Annotated in this window: 3 protein-coding genes (1 of these 3 cut by a window edge); all 3 read right to left on the bottom strand. The window is 65.3% G+C overall.

The window, feature by feature from the left end:
- Positions 1–21: 21 nt before the first annotated feature.
- Positions 22–12,522, bottom strand: coding sequence for an SDR family NAD(P)-dependent oxidoreductase (locus tag J5M73_RS06535; RefSeq protein WP_207815161.1), 12,501 nt, complete (start codon positions 12,520–12,522; stop codon positions 22–24).
- Between the two features lie 65 nt (positions 12,523–12,587).
- Positions 12,588–13,997 carry a cytochrome P450 gene (locus J5M73_RS06530; RefSeq protein ID WP_102865047.1) on the bottom strand — a complete coding sequence of 470 codons (1,410 nt, stop codon included), beginning with the start codon at positions 13,995–13,997 and terminating at the stop codon, positions 12,588–12,590.
- On the bottom strand, positions 13,994–20,526 hold the 3' portion of the coding sequence (locus J5M73_RS06525; RefSeq protein WP_207815149.1) for an SDR family NAD(P)-dependent oxidoreductase. It continues 5,614 nt past the right edge of the window; only the last 6,533 of its 12,147 coding nucleotides appear in the window; its start codon lies beyond the right edge, outside the window; the stop codon is at positions 13,994–13,996. The genes J5M73_RS06530 and J5M73_RS06525 overlap by 4 nt, the downstream gene beginning before the upstream one ends.

The following is a 20,526-nucleotide window of genomic DNA, read 5'->3' as shown; positions in this document are numbered from 1 at the left end:
CAGCCGGGTCAATTCTTCAGATCAATGCAATGGTTCCTGGACCGCTTGCAGTTTTGCCGCCAGCTCGCCCAACTGCTGCTTTTCATAGAACAGGTCCGGCATCAGCCGGGTGCCGAAGTGTTTGTTCAGGCTGTCCGTCAGCTGCATCACCATGATCGAATCCAGCCCCAGGTCATGGACCTGCGCCGACTCGCCGATCTCCTGCGGCGCAAACCCCAGCTTGTGCTGCAACTGGTGCTGGATAAACGCCAGAATCTGCGTGCCGAAGGCGGCTTCAGCCTGGCCATCCTGCGCCGGGGGCGTGGTGGCCACGGGCTGCGGCCTGGGAGCGACCGGCACGCCGGCGTCGTCGGCAAGCGCCCCCGCCAGCCAGGGGTGATCCCGATGGACATGCGCCCGCTCCTGTTCGCCAAGGTGCAAGCTGACCCGATCGGCCTTGAGGCAGATCCGCGCCTGCTGATCGAGCACCAGCACGCTGAACCCCAGGGCGTCGCCGCTGAGGTCGATCTGCGTCAGCACCACCGAAAACGGCCCGGCGGGCGGCTCGTAGCAACACAGCTGCTCGATGTTGCGCACGATGACCCGAGCCTGTGGCAGTCCCAGTTCTTCGAGCAGCAGATAAAGCGCTTTGTCGAGGGTGGTCGCCAGGTAGGGCGACAGCTGCAGGTTGTCGGCATGGTGATTGTGCCGATTGATCGGTGGCCGGCCCTCCAGCAGCAAGCCGCTGCGGCTGATGGCCCCCCTGCCCTGGTGATCGAGGTAAGGCGCAAAGTCGTAACCGGCCTGGGCCAGTCGCTGGCTGATATCGGCGTCGCTCAAGCTGGCGTCAGCCTGCGTCTGGTTCAGCAACTCACTGGCAGCGTCCAGCAGCGACTGGGCCAGTGCCGGTTCGTTGCCGGTCAGCGGGTTGATCAGGGCAAACCCCAGGTTGAGTGACGGTTGCCCCGGACGTTGCACATCGAACTCGAGCTCCAACTGCCCTTCATCGATTTCCAGCAAGCGATACGCGAGCCCGCTGACGCTTGCCCAGTCGGCGACGAAGTGCTCGAACGCACAGGACACCGACAGGGTGCAGCCGGCAAACCGTGACACCAGCGCCGGCATCGCCAGGGCCACATCGGCAAAGTTGAAGGCGCTGATGCGTTGCCCACCGGGTGCCTGGTACAGGTAATCGAGCAATTGCGCCGGGACGAAGTCGGTGCGAAACAGTGCGCCGGGCTGGGTTGTCGAGCAGTTCTCGGCCACCAGGGGGTGCAGTTTTCCGGTGAACATCAGCGGATTGATGATGGCCGACTCGTAGTCCGGTTCGGTGTACCAGCAGCGGTTTTTTTCGAACGCGTAGGCCGGCAGGCTGATGCGCTGAGGCTGGCGCTGATACAGGCTGGCCCAATCGACCTGATTGTCTCCCCCCAGCCACTGCTTCAAGCGTGAAGTCAAAGGCCCGTCGCCCTCGGGCAGCTGCGCCGCAGCGGTTTCCTGGAAGCGGTAGAAGGTGTTGCCGCCGTACTGCCCGTCGATGCAGGCGGTCAGCGCCTCCAGCAGCGCCTGGCGGCTGTCGCAACGGATCACCAGGCGGTTGCGCAGGTTGTTCTTGCCAACCTGCAGCGTGTAGGCGATCTGTGCCAGCGAGGCGTCGCTGCTGGCCAGCCAGTCGCGCAGACGGCTGAGGTTTTCCACCAGTAGCGACAGCTTGTGCACCGAGAACACAAACGCCAGGTGCTCCTCGGCGATCTGCCCGGCGGCGTCTGCCGGCTGCGGATATTCCTCGACGATCAGGTGAGCGTTCATGCCCCCGGCGGCAATCGAGGTCAATCCGGCCCGCCGTGGAAAGCGCTGCAGTTCACCATTGATCAGCCGCTCCGGGCGACGCCATTGGGTCAACTGCTGCGGCACCATGAAAGGCGTATCGGCAAAGTCGATGTCCTGGTTGAGCACACCGGAATGGATCGATGGCGCAATGTGCCCATGCTTGAGTTGCAGCAGGGTCTTGGTCAGCCCGGCCACGCCCGAGGCGGCCAACAGGTGGCCGATGTTCGACTTGATCGAACCCAGGTAACAGAACTGCTTATCGTCGGTGTCGACGGCAAAGGCATTCTTGAGCCCCAGCACCTCGATCGGGTCCCCCAGGCGGGTGCCGGAACCGTGGCCCTCGACATAGGAAATCGACGCCGGGTGCACCTTGGCCTGCTCCATTGCCTGACGAATCGCCAGGGTCTGCAGGTCGGGGTTGGGCACATTGAAGCCGTTGCGTTCGCCGGCGTTGGTGATCGCCGAGCCCTTGATCACCCCGTAGATCTGATCGCGGTCGGCGATCGCCCGGTCCAGACGCTTGAGCAGCACCGCTCCCACCCCTTCGCCAATCACCGTGCCGTCGGCGCCCACCCCATAACTGTTGACCGATTGCGAGGTGATCGAGGTGAAGTTGCCCTGTGAGGTGTTGACCACCGTGTAGGGGTGGTACATCAGGTTCAGGCCACCGGCCAGCACCATCATGGTCTCGTCGTGGCGCAGCATCTGGAAGGCGCTATGAATGCAGGTCGAGGACGACGAGCACATGGTGTCGATAAACAGGCTGGGGCCGGTCAGCCCGTAGAAATACGACACCGTCATCGGGATGGTGGCCATGCCCGAGCCGGACGCGATCGAACCGCCGGACAGATTGTGTTCGAAACCGTAGTAGTGGTAGTCGTTGCTCATGGCACCGAGCAACACGCCGACGTTGCCGCCATAGCGGCTTTGCAGGGTTTCGCGCGAATAACCGGCGTCTTCGAAGGTGTGCACCGCCGTTTGCAGGAACAGTCGCACTTCCGGCGACATGTGATCGGCATAGACCTTGGGCATCTTGAAGTAGCTGTAGTCGAACTTGTCCACGTCCTTGATGAAGGAACCGTTGAGGCAGGTGCTCTTGCCCAGCACATCACGGTTCTTGTAGTAGAGCTTGCGGTGATCCCAGCGCTCGGCGGGGAACTCGCTCATGCAATCGACGCCGTTGGCCAGGTTCTGCCACAGCTGGTCGATGCTGTCCGCACCGGGGTAATAGCCGCCCAGGCCGATCACCGCGACGTACTGCGCCAGGTCACTGTCCTCCACCGGCTCTGGGGCGGGCGAGGTGGCCGTGCTGCTGGCAACGGCGAAACGCTTGCCAGCCAGTGGCTGCGCTGAAGGCGCCGCAGGGCCGGCGGCCGGCAGCGGTTGCTGCTCATCTGCCAGCAGCGCGGCAAAGCGCTGGCGATACTTGACCGCGAAGTGCTCCACCATGCCGGCAATGTTGACGTGTTCGAACAACAGGGTCTTGGGCAGTGAGCCCAGGTGTTTTTCCAGTTCATGGGTCACCCCCACGGCCATGATCGAATCAAAGCCGTAGACCTCGAACTTTTCTGCCGGATGGATTTTCGCCTCATCGATCTGAGTCACCTTGGCGATGATCCGGGTGACAAAAGCCGCGATGTAGGTGCGCAGCTCGCTGTCGCTCAACTGCGCCGCGCCGCTGGCCGGCTGCGGTGCAGGCTGGTGCGCAGCCTGCACCGGGACAGCGGGCGTCAGGCCAATGCCCGCCAGCCGCGACAACTGGCCATACACCACCCAGGCCTGAGGGTGGACCGGCTGGGTCAACAGCTGGCGCAAACTGTCGAGGCCCTCGGCCTGTGGCATCGGAACGATGCCCAACTGTTCGCGCAGCTGTTGTTCGATCACCGGCGCAAGGCCCATGCCGCCGTCGCGCCACAACGGCCAGTTGATGCTCAGCGAGCGTCCTTTGCGCTTGCCATCGGCGGCCAGGTTCTGCCGGTAATGCATGTAGGCGTCCATCCAGGCATTGGCGCTGGCATAGTCCGCTTGCCCCAGGTTGCCCATTGCCGCCTGGGACGAACAGCAAAGCATAAAGTCCAGCGGTCGCTCGCCGATGGCCTGATCCAGGTTCTCGATACCGGCGACTTTCGCCGCCAGCACCTGGGCAAAGTCGCTGGCGGACTTGTGCATGATCAGGCTGTCGCGGATGACCCCCGCGCTGTGGATCAGCCCGTGCAACTGGCCCTGTTCAGCGTAAATGCCGTCCATCCACTGGCTGACCGCCGCGGCGTCGCTGACGTCCAGCGACCGGTACACAACCCGGGCACCGAGCGCCTGCAGTTGCTCGAACATCCCTTGAGCCGCCGCACTGGGTTGGGAACGCCCCGCCAGGTACAGCACCGGGTTGCGGCAACTGCTGGCGATCTGCCTAGCGAACACCAGGCCCAGGCCGCCGGCCCCTCCGGTGATGGCATAGACCCCGCCATCGCGAAATGCCCCGGGTTCATCGGCGTGCGCCGGCTGCACGGCCAGTTCGCGCCATTGATGGGCGTAGAGGCTGCCGCTGGCGAAGACCCGCACCCGTTGCCCGCAATGAAAGCGACTCTGCCGGGCGATGACCTGGCTCATGGCCGCGTCGCCCATGTCAGGGTCCACCGCCACCAGCCGGGCCTTGAGTTCGCAGTTTTCAATCATTGCCGTACTCAGCAACGCGTCCAGGGCCGTCAGGCGCAGGTCGTCCTGGCCCTGGCCGACATAAAGTTGCAGGTAATCTCCAGTCCCGGCGCGGCGTTGCTGCAAGCACTCAAGCAGGGCCAGTGCCGCTGTCTGGTAGTGCGCCGCGCCGCTCGCCCCCGGTGCACCGGGCAATACGCTGACTTGCGGGCCGAACTGACGCCGCACATCCGCTACGACCGCGTCTGGCAGCCCCAACAGCAGCAGTTGGGGCCGGGCATCGCTGGGCAGCGCTTGACCTGGATTGTCGAGGGGTTGCCAGTACGGGGTGCGGATCAAACGGCCGAGTGCTTCGCCGCTCGCCCGCGGCGCCAATGTGGACACCGCCGGGGCGTCAACGCCGGTGCGCCGCGAACTGAAGCCCTCCAGGTGCAGCAGGCATGCGCCGGCATGGTTGCAAATCTGCAGATCCACCTTGTCCACCGCCGCGCCATCCGGCATGGCGCGGCGGCTGGCGATCACCGTCAACGGCGCCAGGCGCAGGGATTGTTCGAGCGAGCCGTACAGACGCAGGCTTTCCAGGGCAAAGGGCAGTGCCGCAGCGGCCGCCTGTTGCCCGGCACCCAGGGTCGTGGCGATATGCAGCGCACTGTCGAGTATCCCCGGGGGCAAGGGCACGCCATCCATCTGCGGATCAAGGGCTGCGCTGGACAACTGGCCGAGCACCCGGTTCTGGCCAATGAGGATCTGCCCGGCCGCCCGGAAGCTGCTGCCGTAATGCACACCCATGGACTCGAAGTCGCGATACAACGCGTCATGGCTACGCTCGCCGAGGTTGCACTCAGCGGCCAGTTGCGACAGATCCAGCGCCGCCGGCATGGGGGGTGCAACATCGGCCAGCAGCGCATCGCCCTGGGCATGCAACTGCTGCACCGAGCCGTCGAGGCTGTAGATCCTGAATGACAGGCTGTCCCCCGAGCTGAGCGTCAACTCACAGAACAGCTCGACTTCGCCAGCGCCTGCGCCCTGGGCAAAGGCCAGCGGCCGCAACCACACCAGGTTGCGCAGCGTGACCTGCTGCATGGGCCGCTCGCTGGCCTGGACAATCGCTTCGCGAGCCATTTCCAGGTACGCGGCGCCGGGGAAAATCAGCTGATCGCCCATTCGGTGATCCGCCAGAAAGCGCTCCCGACCGCTGAAACGGCTGACAAAACACTGGCGCGCCAGGGTTGAGACATTGCGCTGCAGCAGTGGGTGCAGGTGCTCTTTGGCCTGCCCGGCAGCGGCGGCCGAACGCGGGCGCGCCTGGGGCCAGTAGCGCTCGCGGGCAAACGGATAACCGGGCAGCGAAACCCGAGTGGGCGGCGCCGCAAACAGGCGCCGGCCGTCGATCTCATAACCTTGGCGGTAGCAGTCCGCCAGCCCCGACAACAGTTCGCGCAGCTCGTCGTCATGGCAGGTCAGGCTGTCGTCCAGCAACTGCTCGATGTAGCGCACCACGGTTTTGCGCGGGGCAAAGTCGCGTTCCACTTCACCGGCAAACAGGTTGGGCCGTTTCTCGCCGGCCAGGTAGCACTGCAGGCCGTAGCGGGTTTCTTCCAGATCCGCGGCCACCAGTGCCAGGCGATAGCGAAAGTGATGCCGCCCTTCGAGCAAGGTATGGCTAATCGCAGGCATCTGCGCATCCTGGTAACCGCCCTGCTCCAGCGCAACATTCAGTTGTGCGGCTTTTTCCTCCAGGGCCTCGGCGGTCTTGGCCGACAGCACCAGCACGTAGCAGGGACGCCGCAGTGCCGCGTCGTCGGCGCGCTGACTGTAGCTTTGCACAACCACGTGGGCGTTCGTGCCGCTCATGCCGAAGGCACTGACCGCGCCAAGGCGTTCGCGGTCGCGTCCGGCCTGGGGCCAGGGTTTGTTGGCCTTGTTGACGTAGAACGGGCTCTGTTGCCACTGGATGTAGTGGTTTTCCTGCTCGCAATGCAGGCTGGCCGGAATGGTTTCGTGGCGCAGCGCCTGCAACAGGCTGATGACGCTGACCAGCCCCGATGCGGCGAAGGTATGGCCCAGGTTGGTCTTGGTCGAGGTCAGGGCGCAATGGCCGGGGCTGTTGCCGCCAAAGGCATCGTTGAGGGCGTTGATCTCCACCGGATCGCCCAACTGGGTGCCGGTGCCATGGGTGACGATGTAGTCCACCGCCTGGGTATCGATCCCGGCGCGGCGATAAACCTCTTCCAGCAAACGCTGCTGGGACACTCCGCTGGGGGCGGTAATGCCGTTGGTCTTGCCGTCGTAGTTGAGGCCGCTGGCGCGCAATGTGCCGTAGATCCGGTCGCCATCGGCCTCGGCGCGGGCCAGGGGCTTGAGCAGCACGCAGCACACCGCTTCCCCCGGCACCATGCCGTTGGCCCGATGATCGAAGGCAAAGCACTTGCCATCCGGCGAGAGCATCCCGGCCTGGGTCATGCCGATAAAGGCATCCGCGGAAAAGATCAGGTTGACGCCGGCCGCGATGGCCATCTCGCATTCCTGGTTGCGCAGGCTGGAGGCCGCCTGATGCAAGGCCACCAAAGCCGACGAGCAGGCGGTGTTGATGGCCATGGTGGGCCCGGTGAGGTTGAGAAAGTACGCCAGCCTGGAGGCCAGAATGCCGTTATGGCTGGAGGTCAGGCTCTCTTCGCCCGCCAGGCGCTGGAAGTCGCCCTCCTCGACCCCGACGAACATGCCGACGCGCTGGGTTGCCAACTGACGCGGGCCAATACCGGCGTCCTCCAGGACATTCCAGGACTCCTGCAACAGCAGGCGCTGCCTGGGGTCGAGGTGGGTGGCCTCGCGGGGTGAAATCTCGAAAAACAGCGGATCGAACTCGTCGATCCCCGGCACGCTGCCCATCCAGATACAGCGGGTCTTGGCCGGGTTTTCCCGGGGGTCGCCATAATGCTCGCGCCAGTCATAACGCTCGGGCGGAATCTCGCCGACCATGTCACGGCCCTCGGCCAGCACCTGCCACAACTCATCGGTTGTGCGGGCACCGGGAAAGCGGCCGCTGATGCCAATGATGGCCATGGCCTCGGTGGCCGGGGCTGAGGCGCTGGCAGAGCTCGTCAGTGCTGCCGGTTGTGCTTCGGGTTGTGGTTCTGGCTGTGTTTCTCGCTGTGCTTCTGCTTGTGCTTCTGGCTCGGCTTGCGGGCCAGACGCGGGGTGCAGGTAGCAGGCTTCAACCGCCTGGCGGTGCTGCGCCAGCAAGTGCGCGGCGAGCTTGGCCAGGGTCGAATGGCTGAAAAACACTTCCGGGGTCAACGTCAGGCCGAAGTGACGGTTCAACAGCCCGGCATATTCGGCCAGGCTGATGGAGTCGAAACCGAAGTCGGCGAGGTTGCACGCCTCCCCCAGGCTCTGCCGTTCGGCCTGCAGCGGCCGGCTTGCCAGTTCCCGCAGGTCCCAGGCCAGGGATTGTTCCAGGCTCAAGCCCTTGAGTTCGGGGCGACTGTGGGCCGGGGCGCGTGGCAGAACGGCGGCCGGGCGGCCAGCCGCGGCTTTGGCCGGCGGTTGATTGATCCCCTCCAGCAGCTGTTGCAAGCGCGCCGGTTGGCCTGCCAGCACCAGGACCTGCGGCATATCGCTGCCGACAATCTGGCGCAGCAATGCCAGGCCCTCGGCGCTTTCCAGCATGCGCTGGCCGCTGGACTTGAGGTAGAACTCGGTGGACTCGCGCTCGCCCAGTGCCATGCCGCCCTCGCGCCACAGCGGCCAGTTGATCGCCACCACCCGCCGGGCACGCCCACGCTGTACGTAACGGGCATAGGCCTGCTGGAAACGGTTGGCCATTGCGTAGCTGCACGCGCCCATATCCCCCAGCAACGCCGAGTTGGAGGAGAAATGACAGATCAACGCCAGGGGTTGCTCCGCCAGCACCTGGTCCAGCACCTGAGTGGCCCCGATCTTGGCATTGAGCACTGCGGCGAATGCCTCTGGCGAACTGGCCAGAACACTGCCACTGGCCTGCAGACCGGCCGCATGAATCAGGCCATCGATCGGCCCGCTCTGCGCCAGTACCGGGGCCAATGCCGCCGTCAGCGCCGAGCGATCCGCGCAATCGGCCTGGACATGGAACACCCGGCAGTGCTCATGGCTCAGTGCGTCGATCCGTGCCCGGGTGGTGGCCGACAGTGGCGAGCGACCGTTAAGCAACAACTGCAATTGACCGTCAGTGCGCAGTCGTGCGCGGTTCGACAGCTCGCCCGCCAGCAACAAGCCCAGTTCGCCGAGGCCGCCGGTGATCAGCAGGGTATTGAGTGGGTCCAGGGCCAGCGGCTCGGCGGCAGCTTCCACGGGGGCCGCTATCAGGACCGGGCGCTGGGACCGTGTGTCGCGGTACAGCCGGCTGCCCGTCGGCTGGCCGCTCAGTTGCCGCCACAGGCGCTGCAACCAGCGACGCTCGTCGGCACCCGCGCCGGGCACGTCGATGGCCTCGTCGATGGCCACCTCGACGGCGCACGCCATCAGGCTGCCCAGGGAGCGTTCAAAGCCGATCCAGGACTCCAGGTGACAACGCTCAAGGCCATTGCTGGCCCGGCCTGCCAGCAACAGTCGCGCCACCGGCACGGCGGTGACAGCCATGGCCTTGAGCAAGGCGACAATCGGGCTGCTGTCGCTGATCCAGCGGCGATCGTCCATGGCCCACAGATACAGGACCCGGGTCGCAACGGCGCTGCCCAGCACCTGCTGCAGCCCTTGCTGCAGCAGGTGCGGGTGATGCACCGCCACCCGGTAATGGCCCTCCTGGTCACGTTCATTGAGCGGGCCGGGCGCGACGAACAGCAGCTCGGTGTCCGGGCTCAGGGCCTGGACCTCATCGGCCAGTTGCCGACGCAGACCTGGCTCGGCCAACAGGCAGATCAGCCGCTTGATCCCGGCGCCGCCAATGGGTTCCTCGACGTCCTGCCACTGTTCGCTACAGGTGAGCAGCGAGGTCTCAGGCGTCGTGGTTGCGCCGGTGGGTGTCGGCGCTTCCAGCCAGTAACGGTCTTTGGCAAAGGCGTAGCCCGGCAGGCCGATGCGCGCGGGACGGCGTCCGCTGCCATAGAGCTGCGCCCAGTCGATGCCGTTCTCAGTGTCTGCCCCCGCGAGCCACAGCGCCGCCAGTTGCCCCAAGTCAGCTGCAGCCAGGGCTTGTTCGCAGGTCATCAGCGGCACGGCTGGCGGGTCGGCGCGCTGGCCATCGATCCAGGCTTGCAGTTGCTGTTGCAGTTGCTCCTGGCTGTCCACGCTGAAAATCGCCCGGGCCGCCATGGCTTCGCGCCCGGTTTGCAGGGTATAAGCCAGCGCGGCGAGGTCAGGGCTGTGTTGCTTGAGGTAGTCGAGCAGGCGCACCACCTGCTGCTGCAGACGCTGTTCATTGCGCGCGGACAAGGGCACCAGCACCGTCTGTCCCTGGTGCGTGGCGAACGTGCGTTGCTCGCGATACTCCTCCAGCACCGCATGGGCGTTGGTCCCGGAAAAACCGAATGAACTGACGCCCGCGCGCCGCGGCGTGGCTTGTTCCGGCCAGTCGCAGCCCTGGGTGTCGATCAACAGCGGCGAGTCTTCGAGCTTGATATGGGGGTTGTGCTGCTGGAAATGCCCCAGTGCCGGCAGCTTTTTGTGTTTCATCTGCAGCAGCACCTTGAGCACCCCGGCAATGCCGGCAGCGCCCTCGGTATGGCCGATGTTGGCCTTCACTGAACCGATATGGCAGAAACCCCGGTCGTTGGTGTAGCGGGCAAAGGCGCGCTTGAGCGCGTTGATCTCGATCGGGTCGCCGAGCCGGGTGCCGGTGCCGTGGGCCTCGATGTAACTCAGGGTGCGCGGATCGATCGCGGCGTTCTGCCAGGCCTGGACGATGACGTTTTCCTCCCCGGCCACGCTCGGCGCGGTGAGCGAGGGGGTGTAGCCGCCATGCAGGGCCGCCGAGCCCTTGATCACGCCATGGATCGGATCGCCATCGGCCAGTGCCTGTGCCAGTGGCTTGAGCAACAGCGTGGCGACGCACTCACCGGGCACATAGCCATCGGCGCGCGCGTCGAAGGTGTGGCAGCGGCCGGTTGGCGACAGCGCACGGATCGCCGAAAAGTAGCGATAGTGCCAGGACGACAGCAGCAAGTTACTGCCGCCGACCAAGGCCATCCCGCACTCGCCGTTGCGCAATGCCATGCAGGCGGCATGCAACGCCACCAGCGACGAGGAGCAGGCGGTGTTGAACATCAGGCTCGGCCCCTTGAAGTCGAACCAGAACGAGATCCGGTTGGCGGCGATGGTGCCGCTGCCAGTGGCGATGTAGGGGTCCATCGGCAGACCCAGTTCGCTGATCTTGTCGAGGTATTCGTTGAAGCAAGAGCCGATGAACACCCCGGTGTTGCTGCCGCGCAGCCCCGCAATCACCCCGGCATGTTCGGCGCAGGTGTAGGCGCTCTGCAGCAGCAGCCGCACTTGCGGGTCCATCCACTGGGCTTCGCGGCGCGACAGGTTGAAAAAGCCGGCGTCGAACTGGTCGACGTCGGCGATGAAGCTGCCCCAGCGCGAATAGGTCCGGTCCTGGGCCTCGGGATCGGCGTCGAACCAGGGCTCGATGTCCCAGTGATCTGCCGGCACCGGCTTGATCAGCTCCAGATCCTGCCAGAGGTTGCGCCAGAACTGATCCAGATCCCCGGCTTCGCCGAACTGCCCGTGCAGGCCGATGATGGCGATATCGCTCTGGGGCAGCTTGCCCGCCTGGGGCGTGGCCTGGGTTTGGCTGATCACGTCGGGCCCCGTCACAGGCTGCGCTGGCCAGTCGACCTGCACTTGCACCGCCGCCCCGCTCTGCTCCTCCAGCAGCCTGATGAACGCCGTGGGGTGTTCCTGCCAGAGAAACGTCGCCAGCTCGGCGAGGCTCGGGTACTCAAAGAACACCGTGGCTTCCAGTTCGATCTGCGCCGCGCTGGCGATGCACTGCGCCAACTGCACCAGTTGCACGGATTCGAGCCCCAGGTCCATCAGGTTGCGCAGGCGTTGCTGCTTGCCCACCTGGTTCGCGCCAATGCCGTGCAACTGAGCCAGCAGATAGTCTTCCACCGCGGCGGCACTGCCGGTCCGGTGCGGCGCCTCAGGGGCAACCAGGTCGGCGCTGCGCAGGCGCTTGAGCGAGCAGCCCTTGAACTGGGCAATCAATGCGCCGTCGTCGCTGTACAAGTCAGCGTCGAACAACAGCAGTTCGCCGGAGTTCTTCAGCAAACGGGCATGAATCCAACCGCTGGCCGGGGCCTGGCGCCGATGAAACGTCAGCGACTTGATCCCCAGGGGAATGTAATGACTGGCCAGTTGCTCCGCGGCCAACAGGGGAATGAGGGTCATGAAGGCGCTGTTGATCAGCAATGGATGCAAGGCGTAGTGGCGCTTATCCTTGAGCAGCACCCGCGACACCGCCTCACGGCCGTTGGCTTGCAGGTAGAGCGCTTGCAGGGTGCGATAGCTCTGGCCAATGTGCAGTTGCTCGCTGATCCGGTAGATCGACTCCAGTTCCACCGCGGTCATGCCGGCGCGCAGCTCAGCTGGCGGCACTGACGGGGAGCTCATTGGCAGGGACGCCGCCGCGACCGCCAACAATTCGCCAATGGCCACCACCTGCCAAGGCTCCAGCGGCGTGCGCCGGCACACGGCCTCGAACCCGGGCTGCCCGGCACGGATCGCCACTTCAAGCTGTTCGCCTGCGGCCAGGGCCATGGGCGCGGCAAACGTCAGTCTCTGCAACTGCAGCACCTGGCCCTCGCTGAGCTGGCCCAGCCCGTGCTCCAGCGCCAGGCTGGCGTAGGTCAGCCCCAGGAGTATCTGCTGGTGATTGAACTGGTGATCGCGCAGGCACGGTTCATCGTAGTGATACACGGCGGCGGCGCTGAGCTCGGCATTGGCCGGTGGCGCTTCGATCCGTCGTGGCGCCGGCTCTTGCAGCGCCTCGGCCCTTAGCCTTTCGAACTCCAGCGCCGCTTGTTCGACACTGATTTCCTGCCGTTGGATCTTGCCATGCAGAACCCTGATTTTACTGTCCACTGCTCTCTCCAATCCTTGGTTCTGATAGTGCTCGCAATACGAAATCGACTCTGCGCCTTGCCGCCTCAGGCGCCGCTGAAGTCGAGGAAGGCTTTGTTCGAGGGCCGCAGGAACGGCAGGTAGGCCGGCGGCGGCATCTTGCCCACCAGGCGCGGCACGTTGCCCTTGGGCCCCAGCTCCCGGGCCAGCATGGCGATAAACAGGGTGATCTCCAGCGCCGCCACATGGCGCCCGAGGCAGGCATGGGGGCCGCCGCCGAACTGGCAGGTTTCCACCTGATTCAGCGCACGGTCCAGGCCCAGCCAGCGCTCCGGTCGCCAGCTGTCGGGGTCCGGGTAGCGTTCGGGATTGCGGGAAACGTGCAGCAGGCTGACCCCGGCCATGACCCCGGCGGGAATCCTCTGCCCGAGCAACTCGAACTCGGTGTGCACCTTGCGCATTTCAAAGGGCGCCGGTGGGTACAGGCGCATGGTTTCACGGAATATCCCTTCAGCCAGCGGCACTTGCCTGACCAGTTCCTCGTGGGTCACCGGCAGGCTCTCCAGCCCGGCGACCTGCTCGCACAGCTGCTGCCAGACATCCGGATGCTGCGACAGCATCAGCGCCGACCAGGCCATCACCGCCGCGGTGGTTTCCGAACCGGCAAACCCCAGCCCGAGAATGTTGTGCACCAGTTCGACTTCGGACAGGCCGTTGCCCTGTTCATCGCGGCCCAGGATCATCGCCCCCACCAGGCTGTCGTGATCATTGTTGGCCCGTGTGGTGGCGACAATCTGCGCCACTCGCTGCTCCAGCCAGCCCCGCGCCTTGCGACAGCGCCACGCCGGAAAACCGGGCAGATTGATCTTCAACGGAATCATGCCGAGGAAGAACTCCTCGTACTGGTGACGCCACAACTCCAGCTCGTGGGTTGCAATCCCCAGAATCCGGAATACCACTTCCAGGGCGATGTCCTTGGTCTGGGGAAAAATCGCCAGCTGGTTTTCCCGGCTCCAGTGCTTGAGCCGCTGATCGATGGTTTCCACGATGAACTGGCCCACCTTGGCGCGGGTCAGGCCCTTGGGGGTGAAGGCATCGGTGCTGGCCTTGCGTGCATTGCGGTGGCGCGGGCCATCGAAGGCGTTCATCGCCTCCCCGGTAATCACCGGCATCTGTTCACGCAGGAATGAATTGTCGGTGTACTTGTTCTGCAGGATCGCCAGCCCCGCCTCGTCGACGATTTGCAGCACCGGCAACTGGCTGCCGAAATAGGTCCAGAACATCGGCCCGCACGCGGCCTCGGCCTGACGCAACTCGCCGAGGGCGTCCTTGCCAATCTTGTGCACGTGCCCGAGAAAGGGGATCTTGCCGGGCATCACCGGGAATCCGTCCTTGATCTTGATGCTGGCCGCCAGTGGTCGGGCAGCCTTGAGCCGCGGCTGGGCAGCGTCGGCCGTGCTCTGCGCGGTTGCGGTGGTGTCTTCAATCTGGCTCATAACCTTCCCTGTTCAGTGGTGGTGCCGGTGAGCAACTGGGCAAACTGCGCGGCGTCCAGCTCACCGCCGCTGATGCGCCGGTACAGATCACTGGAGAACAACGCGCTGGGCGCCGTGGCCGACTGGGGCGGCGCCGGTGGATGCTCAAACTCATAACCGGGCAGTTGCATTCGATTGCCGCCCTGGGGAAACAGCGCCGAAGTATCCAGTTCGGCGCCGCGACACCAGGCTTCGCCCTTTTGCGCCAGTGATCCGCTGGCGATTTGCGGCTCAGCCTCTTCAATGCCATCCAGCGGTGATAGCCAGCAGCCGTTATCCGGCGTGCCGGCCAACAACAATGTCAGGCGTGCCCGCAATTGCTGGCAGTCATCCACCACCAAGGCGGCGCGATGAGCCAGACGCTGTTCGCGCAGGGCTAAACTGTAGGCCAGATCTGACAGATCGATAGGCCGATTCCCATCGATTAATCCCTGAAGTTTGTTCAGATAGGCCAAGAGGCTGCCCCGGCTGGCTGCGGCGACGATCAGCAGTTGCTCGCCGGGCATGGGGCTCAGTGCTGGTCGCGCTGGCTGATACTCCTCCAGCACCAGACTGGCGTAGGTGCCGCCTGCGCCAAAGGAGTTGATCAGGCAGCGGCGCGGCTGGCCGCTGTCATCCGTGGCCCAGGACGACGCCTGTTGTTGCAGGTAAAAGGCGCTGCCGTCCAGACGGATATGCGGGTTCAACGGCTCGGCATTGATTGAGGGCGCCAACATTTGATGCTGCAGTTGCAGCAGCACCTTGGTCAGCTGGGAGATCCCCGAGGCGGCCTCAAGGTGACCGATGTTCGACTTCAGCGTGCCCAGCGCGCAGCTGCCCGGCGCCAGTTCGGCAAAGACTTTTTTCAACGCTGCCACTTCAATCGGGTCGCCGAGTTCCGAACCATTGGCCGCCGCTTCCACGTAGTTGATCTGCGCCGGCTGCAAGCCTGCGCGCTGGATGGTCTGGGCGATCAGGCGGGCTTGCTGGCGGGTATTGGGGGCCGAGTACTGCAGCTTGCCGCCACCATGATTGACGCCGGTGCTCTTGATCACCCCATGGATTCGGTCGCCATCGGCCACGGCCGCTGCCAATGGTTTGAGCAGCACGGCGCCGGCTCCCTCCCCCGGCAGCATGCCGTCGCTCTGGCCAAAGCCGCGACTCGATTGGCCACTGCCCAGCAGATTGGCCAGCTTGAGGGTCTGGTAGCGGGACGGATCGAGGATCAGGTTGACGCCACCGGCCATGGCCATCGCGCACTCGCCCTGCAACAGACTCTGGCAAGCCAGATGAATCGCCGACATGGAACTGGCGCATGCGCTGTTGACCGCCAGGCTCGGGCCCTTGAGATCGAACGCGTGGGAAATCCGGTTGGGCAACTGCCAGTCGGTGACATTGGCCTTGATCGCCGCCTGTGCAGCTGGGTCCTCGCGCAGCGAGGACGGGTTGTACATCGAGCCGATGAACACCCCGATGGCCTGCGTGTCGTCCTGCTGGAACCGGGCCAGGGCATCGCTGTTGTAACCGGCGCTCTCGAAGGTCAGCCAGGCCACTTCGAGCATCTGCCGCAGCGGCGGCGAGCAGTGCTGCGCCTCGGCGTCGGAAATCGCGAACAGCTGGTGATCAAAGGCCTCGACCTGGTCCAGGAAACCGCCGTAGTAGCGTTGATCGCCATTCAAGGCCGCTGACCAACGCTGAGCGCCAGCCTCGCTGATACAGTCGCGACCGTTGCGCAGGTTGTCCCAGAACCCGTCCAGATCAGCCGCCATCGGATAGCGCCCATTGACCCCGATAATCGCGATATCGCGGCTCCCAGCCCGAGGCTCGACCCTGCCTGAGGCATGCGGCGCGGGCCGTAGCTGGGTGTGACTACGGGCCGGCAGCGGCACCTCGGCCCGTGCCAGCGGTGCCGGGCGTTCGGCCAGTTGCGGGGCAAAATGACGGGTCAGCGCCGGCCGGTGTTCGGCCACCAGGTAGCGGGTCAGCTGATTGATGGTGTTGTGTTCGAACAAGAGGGTGCGCGACAGCTCGCCGGCGCTTTTTTCCAGCGCCTGGATCAGGCTGATCTGCAGGATGGAATCGATGCCATAGCGATCAAACGCGGTGTCGCGCTGCAAACGCTCGGGCGCCATGTTCACCAGCTTGGCCAGCACCTCGGTGATCAGTTGCCGGCAGTGTCCGGCCAGTACCTCTTCTTCCATCTCGGCCTCGGGGCCGGGGTTTGGCGCCTGGGGCGCGACCGGCAGCGGCGCGACGTCGACCCGGGCCGGCAGGCAGACCACGCCATCGCTGGCGGCAACGATGATCTGCTGGCCCAGGGAATGGCTGGCCGAGGCCGGAAAGGCAAGGTCCTCAAAACCTTGGTCCAGCAGCAGTTGCCGCCAACGCTCGGGGTACACACCAGGGCAGCCGGGAATGCGCAGCGCCGTGTCGTTGTGCAGCCACCAGCCTTCGAGCAGGCCGAACGTCAGGTGGGTGAACAGCGAACGGTCGCTGATTTCATTGAGCACCAGCAGCCCGCCCCGGCGCAGCGCGGTCTTGGCGTTTTGCAGGGTGCGCCGCAGGTCGGGGGTGGCGTGCAGCACATTGGTGGCGATCACCACGTCATAGTGCTGCAGGCGGATGCCTTGCTCGGCGCAGGGTTTGCCCACATCGAAAATCGCCGTGCGCAGGTAAGGCGCCCGCGGCGCGAAATGCGTTTGGGCATGGTTCAGGAACGCCTGGGACAGGTCGGTGTAGCAGTATTCGGCAATGCCCTGCTGCCACGGGCCCAGGCTGTTTATCAGCCCCGCAGTGGTGCCGCCGGTGCCGGCGCCGATTTCCAGAATCCGCAGCGGCTGGCCGTTAGCGGCCTGACGGCGGGCGACGTCGACGACCACCTGGCCCAGCACGGCATTGAAGTAATCGCAGACCCGATTGTTTTTGTAGATGCCCTCCACCAGGTCCATCGAGCCGTTGGGGAACATCACTGCGGTAGCCAACTGCTCACCGCGCAGAATGCCCGGCAATGCCCGGACAAAGGTCTGCAGCAGTTGCACTTGCGCCTGCAGGTCGGCGTCTTGGCACCATTGTTCACTGGCCAGCTGCCATTGCGCCGACAACGCCACCTGATCAGGCAGGGCCGACAACAACCGCCCCTGCTCATCGATATCAGCGTTTTGCACCAACCAATCCAGACTTTCGCGCAGCCAGCGGCGATAGAACGGCTGGGCCCGCAGATTGGCCGCCACCGCCGGATCGGCTGCGATCCGTTGCTCGGTCAGCGGCCCGCCGGCGGCCAGGGCGCCGAGGCAGGCGAAGATGTGAGCCAGCAACAGCCGGTTCATCTCGTTGGCCGCCGGATGATGTTGCGGCGCCGGGCCCGCGCCCTGGGCAACCTGCACCCAGTCGGCGCCCGCCAGTTCAGCTTGCGCCGGGTAGCAATCGAGCTGCCAGTGGCCGTTGATGCCGGCAATCGCCCGGGGCTCCAGCAACTTGACCAGCCCCAATTGCGGCAAGGGGCTGGCCAGCAACCGCTGCAGCGCCGCCATGCCTTCCTGGGGCTCGATGGAACCCAGGCCCTGGGCGGTCATGAGCGCCCGGTAGCCCGGATCGGCCACCACCCCCACGGACCCCCAATAACCCCAGTTGATGACCTTGACCGGGCAGCCGCCGCGCTGCCTGAGCTGGGCTGCCAAGGCATCGGTAAAGGCGCAGCCGGCGGCGTAGTTGCTCTGACCGGCAGCGCGGCTGAAGGCGATCATGGATGAGAAAAACAGCACGAAATCCAGCGCCGGGTTGTCCGCCGCGGCACAGACCTGCGCCAGGGCGCTGCTGCTCAGGCGCTTGGCATCGAACACCGCGCTGAACTGCGCTTCGTCCATCTGCGCCAGACGTCCATCGTCCAGTACCAGGGCCGAATGCACCCAGCCATTGATCGGCCCGCAGGCCTCGAGCACACGCTGCCGGGCCTGGGTCAATTGCCCGATGTCCGTGGCGTCGGCCTGGATGTACAGCGGCGGCGCGGCGTTGTGTTGCCGGGCCAACCGTGCCAGTTGCTCCAATGAGTGCTTGATCCTGTCGTCAGCGGTGCGGCGACCGAGCCAGACCACCCGGGCCCGCCAATGGCTGATCAGATGCCGGGTCCACACTTGGCCAATGCCTCCGGCGCCGCCGATCACCACATACACGCCACCTTCGCGGTACTGCACGGCGCCCTCTTCGACCGGCTCGCGCTCGGCCAGTGGCAGCAAGCGTTGGCAGAACCATTGGCCGTCACGCCAGGCCAGGCATTCCCCGGCCACTTCGGGCTCAGGCAGCGTCTGTGGCAGTGCCTGGCCGTGGGCCGGCAGGTCCATCAGTTCCACCCGCCACAGCGTTTGCTCCTTGGCCAGGGATCCGGCCAGCCCGTGGCAGGCGGCCTGTTCCGGCGCCAGGGGTTCATCGCGGTGCACGGCAACACTGGTGTTGAAGATCAGTTGCAGCTGCAAGGCCTGTTGCGCAAACCCCGACTGCAGCAGGGCCTTGATCAAGCGGAACAGCATCAGCGTGCTCTGCTGCGCCGGAGCCAGCCAGATCAGGCGCTGGAACGGTGCACAAGCGGCCAGTTGAGCACTGAGCGCCTCAAGGGTGGACGCCTGGGTCGGCATGAACTGAATCTGTGGATGCAGCCCGGCCAGCCAGTCGCGCTGATCACTGGACGCACCAATGGCCAGCGTCGGCAAGGCTTGCATCAGCTTGGCCGGGCTGTCGGCGATCAGCCATTGCGGGGCCAGCAGGCTCAAGCCTGCCGGCAGTACGGCCTCGCTGTCCTGCGCCAGCGGCTGTCCGCGGCCATCGCGCATGGGCCGGGAACTGAAACCGCGCAGCGCCACGGCCACCTGGCCCTGGGCGTCGCACAGTTGGATGTCGATCCGCTGCACCGCGCTGCCCGGGTGACGGCTGTCGAGGCTGATCAGTGCCCACATCTGCGCTTGGCACCGGGCAAACACCTGCACGTGCTCAAGGGCGAAAGGCAGCAGCGTCTGGCCTGTGCCCTGGTGGTCTTGCAACAGACCGATGGAGGCCTGGACCGCCGAATCGAGCATGCCCGGATGCAACACCCAATCCCCCGCAAAACCCTCTGCCGCCAGCTCCAGGCGGGCCAGCACCCTGCCCTCGCCCAACCACAGCTGGGACACACCGCGATGGCCAGGGCCGTAGTCAATGCCCATCGCCGCAAACAGCGGATACAGCTCGTGCGCTTCCAGGCTGCGCTGCCAGGGCGCCGCGCACAGCGTGGCCAGATCCAGCGCGGGCACCTGGGCTGCGGCAATCACCTGGGCACTGCCCTTGCAGTGTTCAAGCACCCCGCCCTCGGCGTCCGAGTAAATCCTGAAGTCGATCTTGTGCTGCTCCAGTGTCAGTGCGACATGCAGCTCGCTGTGCTCCGCTGTCGGCGTATAGGGCGTCAACCAGACGACGTTGTTCAATTGCAGCGTGCCGCTCTGCGCTGCCTGCCGATCCAGCGAGCGCTCCACGGCGGCCCGGGCCATTTCCAGATAGCCGACGCCGGGCATGGTGTTGCACTGGTTGACCCGATGGTCGACGAACCAGCCCTCGTCGCCCTGCCAGCGGCTGCTGAAACGCTGCTGGTAGAAGTCCGAGGTGTTGCGCTCAAGCATCGGGTGCAGCCACGCCGCCGGCGCCCCACGGCCGGGCACTGCAGCGCCGGCCAGGTCTGTGACCCAGTGGCGCTCCTGGGCGAAGGGATAGCCCGGCAGACTCAGGCGCCGCAGCGGGCGATTGCTTGGATAGAGCTGACGCCAGTCGATCTGCAGGCCCTGCACCCACAGTTCCAGCAACTTGGGGTACTTGCGTTTGTCGATCCAGGCCGCCAGTGCACCGGCCATGTCTTCGTCCTGGCGAAACAGAGCCAGCGCCGGGTTGTCGCTCTCGGAGACGCCGCGATACAGGGCTTTGCCAGTCGCCGCAAAGTCATCGAGCTGGCGTTGCAGATCGCTCAGGGAATCGCTCAACAGCGCCACCCGCTCCTGCATCGCGTCGCGGCCCACTTGCAGGGTATAAGCCAGATCATCGAGGTAGGCCTGGCTTTCGAGCGGCTCCTGATGCGCTCGTGCGCCGATGAACGCTGCCAGGCGGCGGGCAGCCTCACGCAGCCGCTCCGGGGTTCTGGCCGACAGCACAAAGGCCCGCGCGCCGGTTGCCAGCAGCGGGCGCTCCACCTGCGGTGCGCGGTACTCCTCCAGCAGGACATGGGCATTGGCACCGCCAAAACCGAAGGAGCTGACCCCCGCCCGCCGCGGCAGTTGGTTGCCCTGGCGGTCCTGGATGGCCGCCCATGGACGATTGTGCTGCACCACGTAAAACGGGCTGTTGTCGAGTTCGATGTAAGGGTTGAGCTGTTCACAATGCAGGCTCTTGAACAGGGTCTTGTGCTTGAGTTGCAACAGCACCTTGATCACCCCGGCGATCCCGGCCGCCAGCTCCAGGTGCCCCATGTTCGACTTCACCGAGCCTACGCCGCAGTAGC

This window comes from Pseudomonas sp. 50_B (assembly GCF_017491625.1).
Taxonomy (GTDB): domain Bacteria; phylum Pseudomonadota; class Gammaproteobacteria; order Pseudomonadales; family Pseudomonadaceae; genus Aquipseudomonas; species Aquipseudomonas danubii.
The sequence above is the reverse complement of the archived record's forward strand: the minus strand, read 5'-3'. Positions and strand labels throughout refer to the sequence as shown.

Coding starts and splice junctions, on each gene's coding strand:
- J5M73_RS06530 (WP_102865047.1), bottom strand. CDS start 13,997: ATGAGCCAGATTGAAGACACCACCGCAACCGCGCAGAGCACGGCCGAC.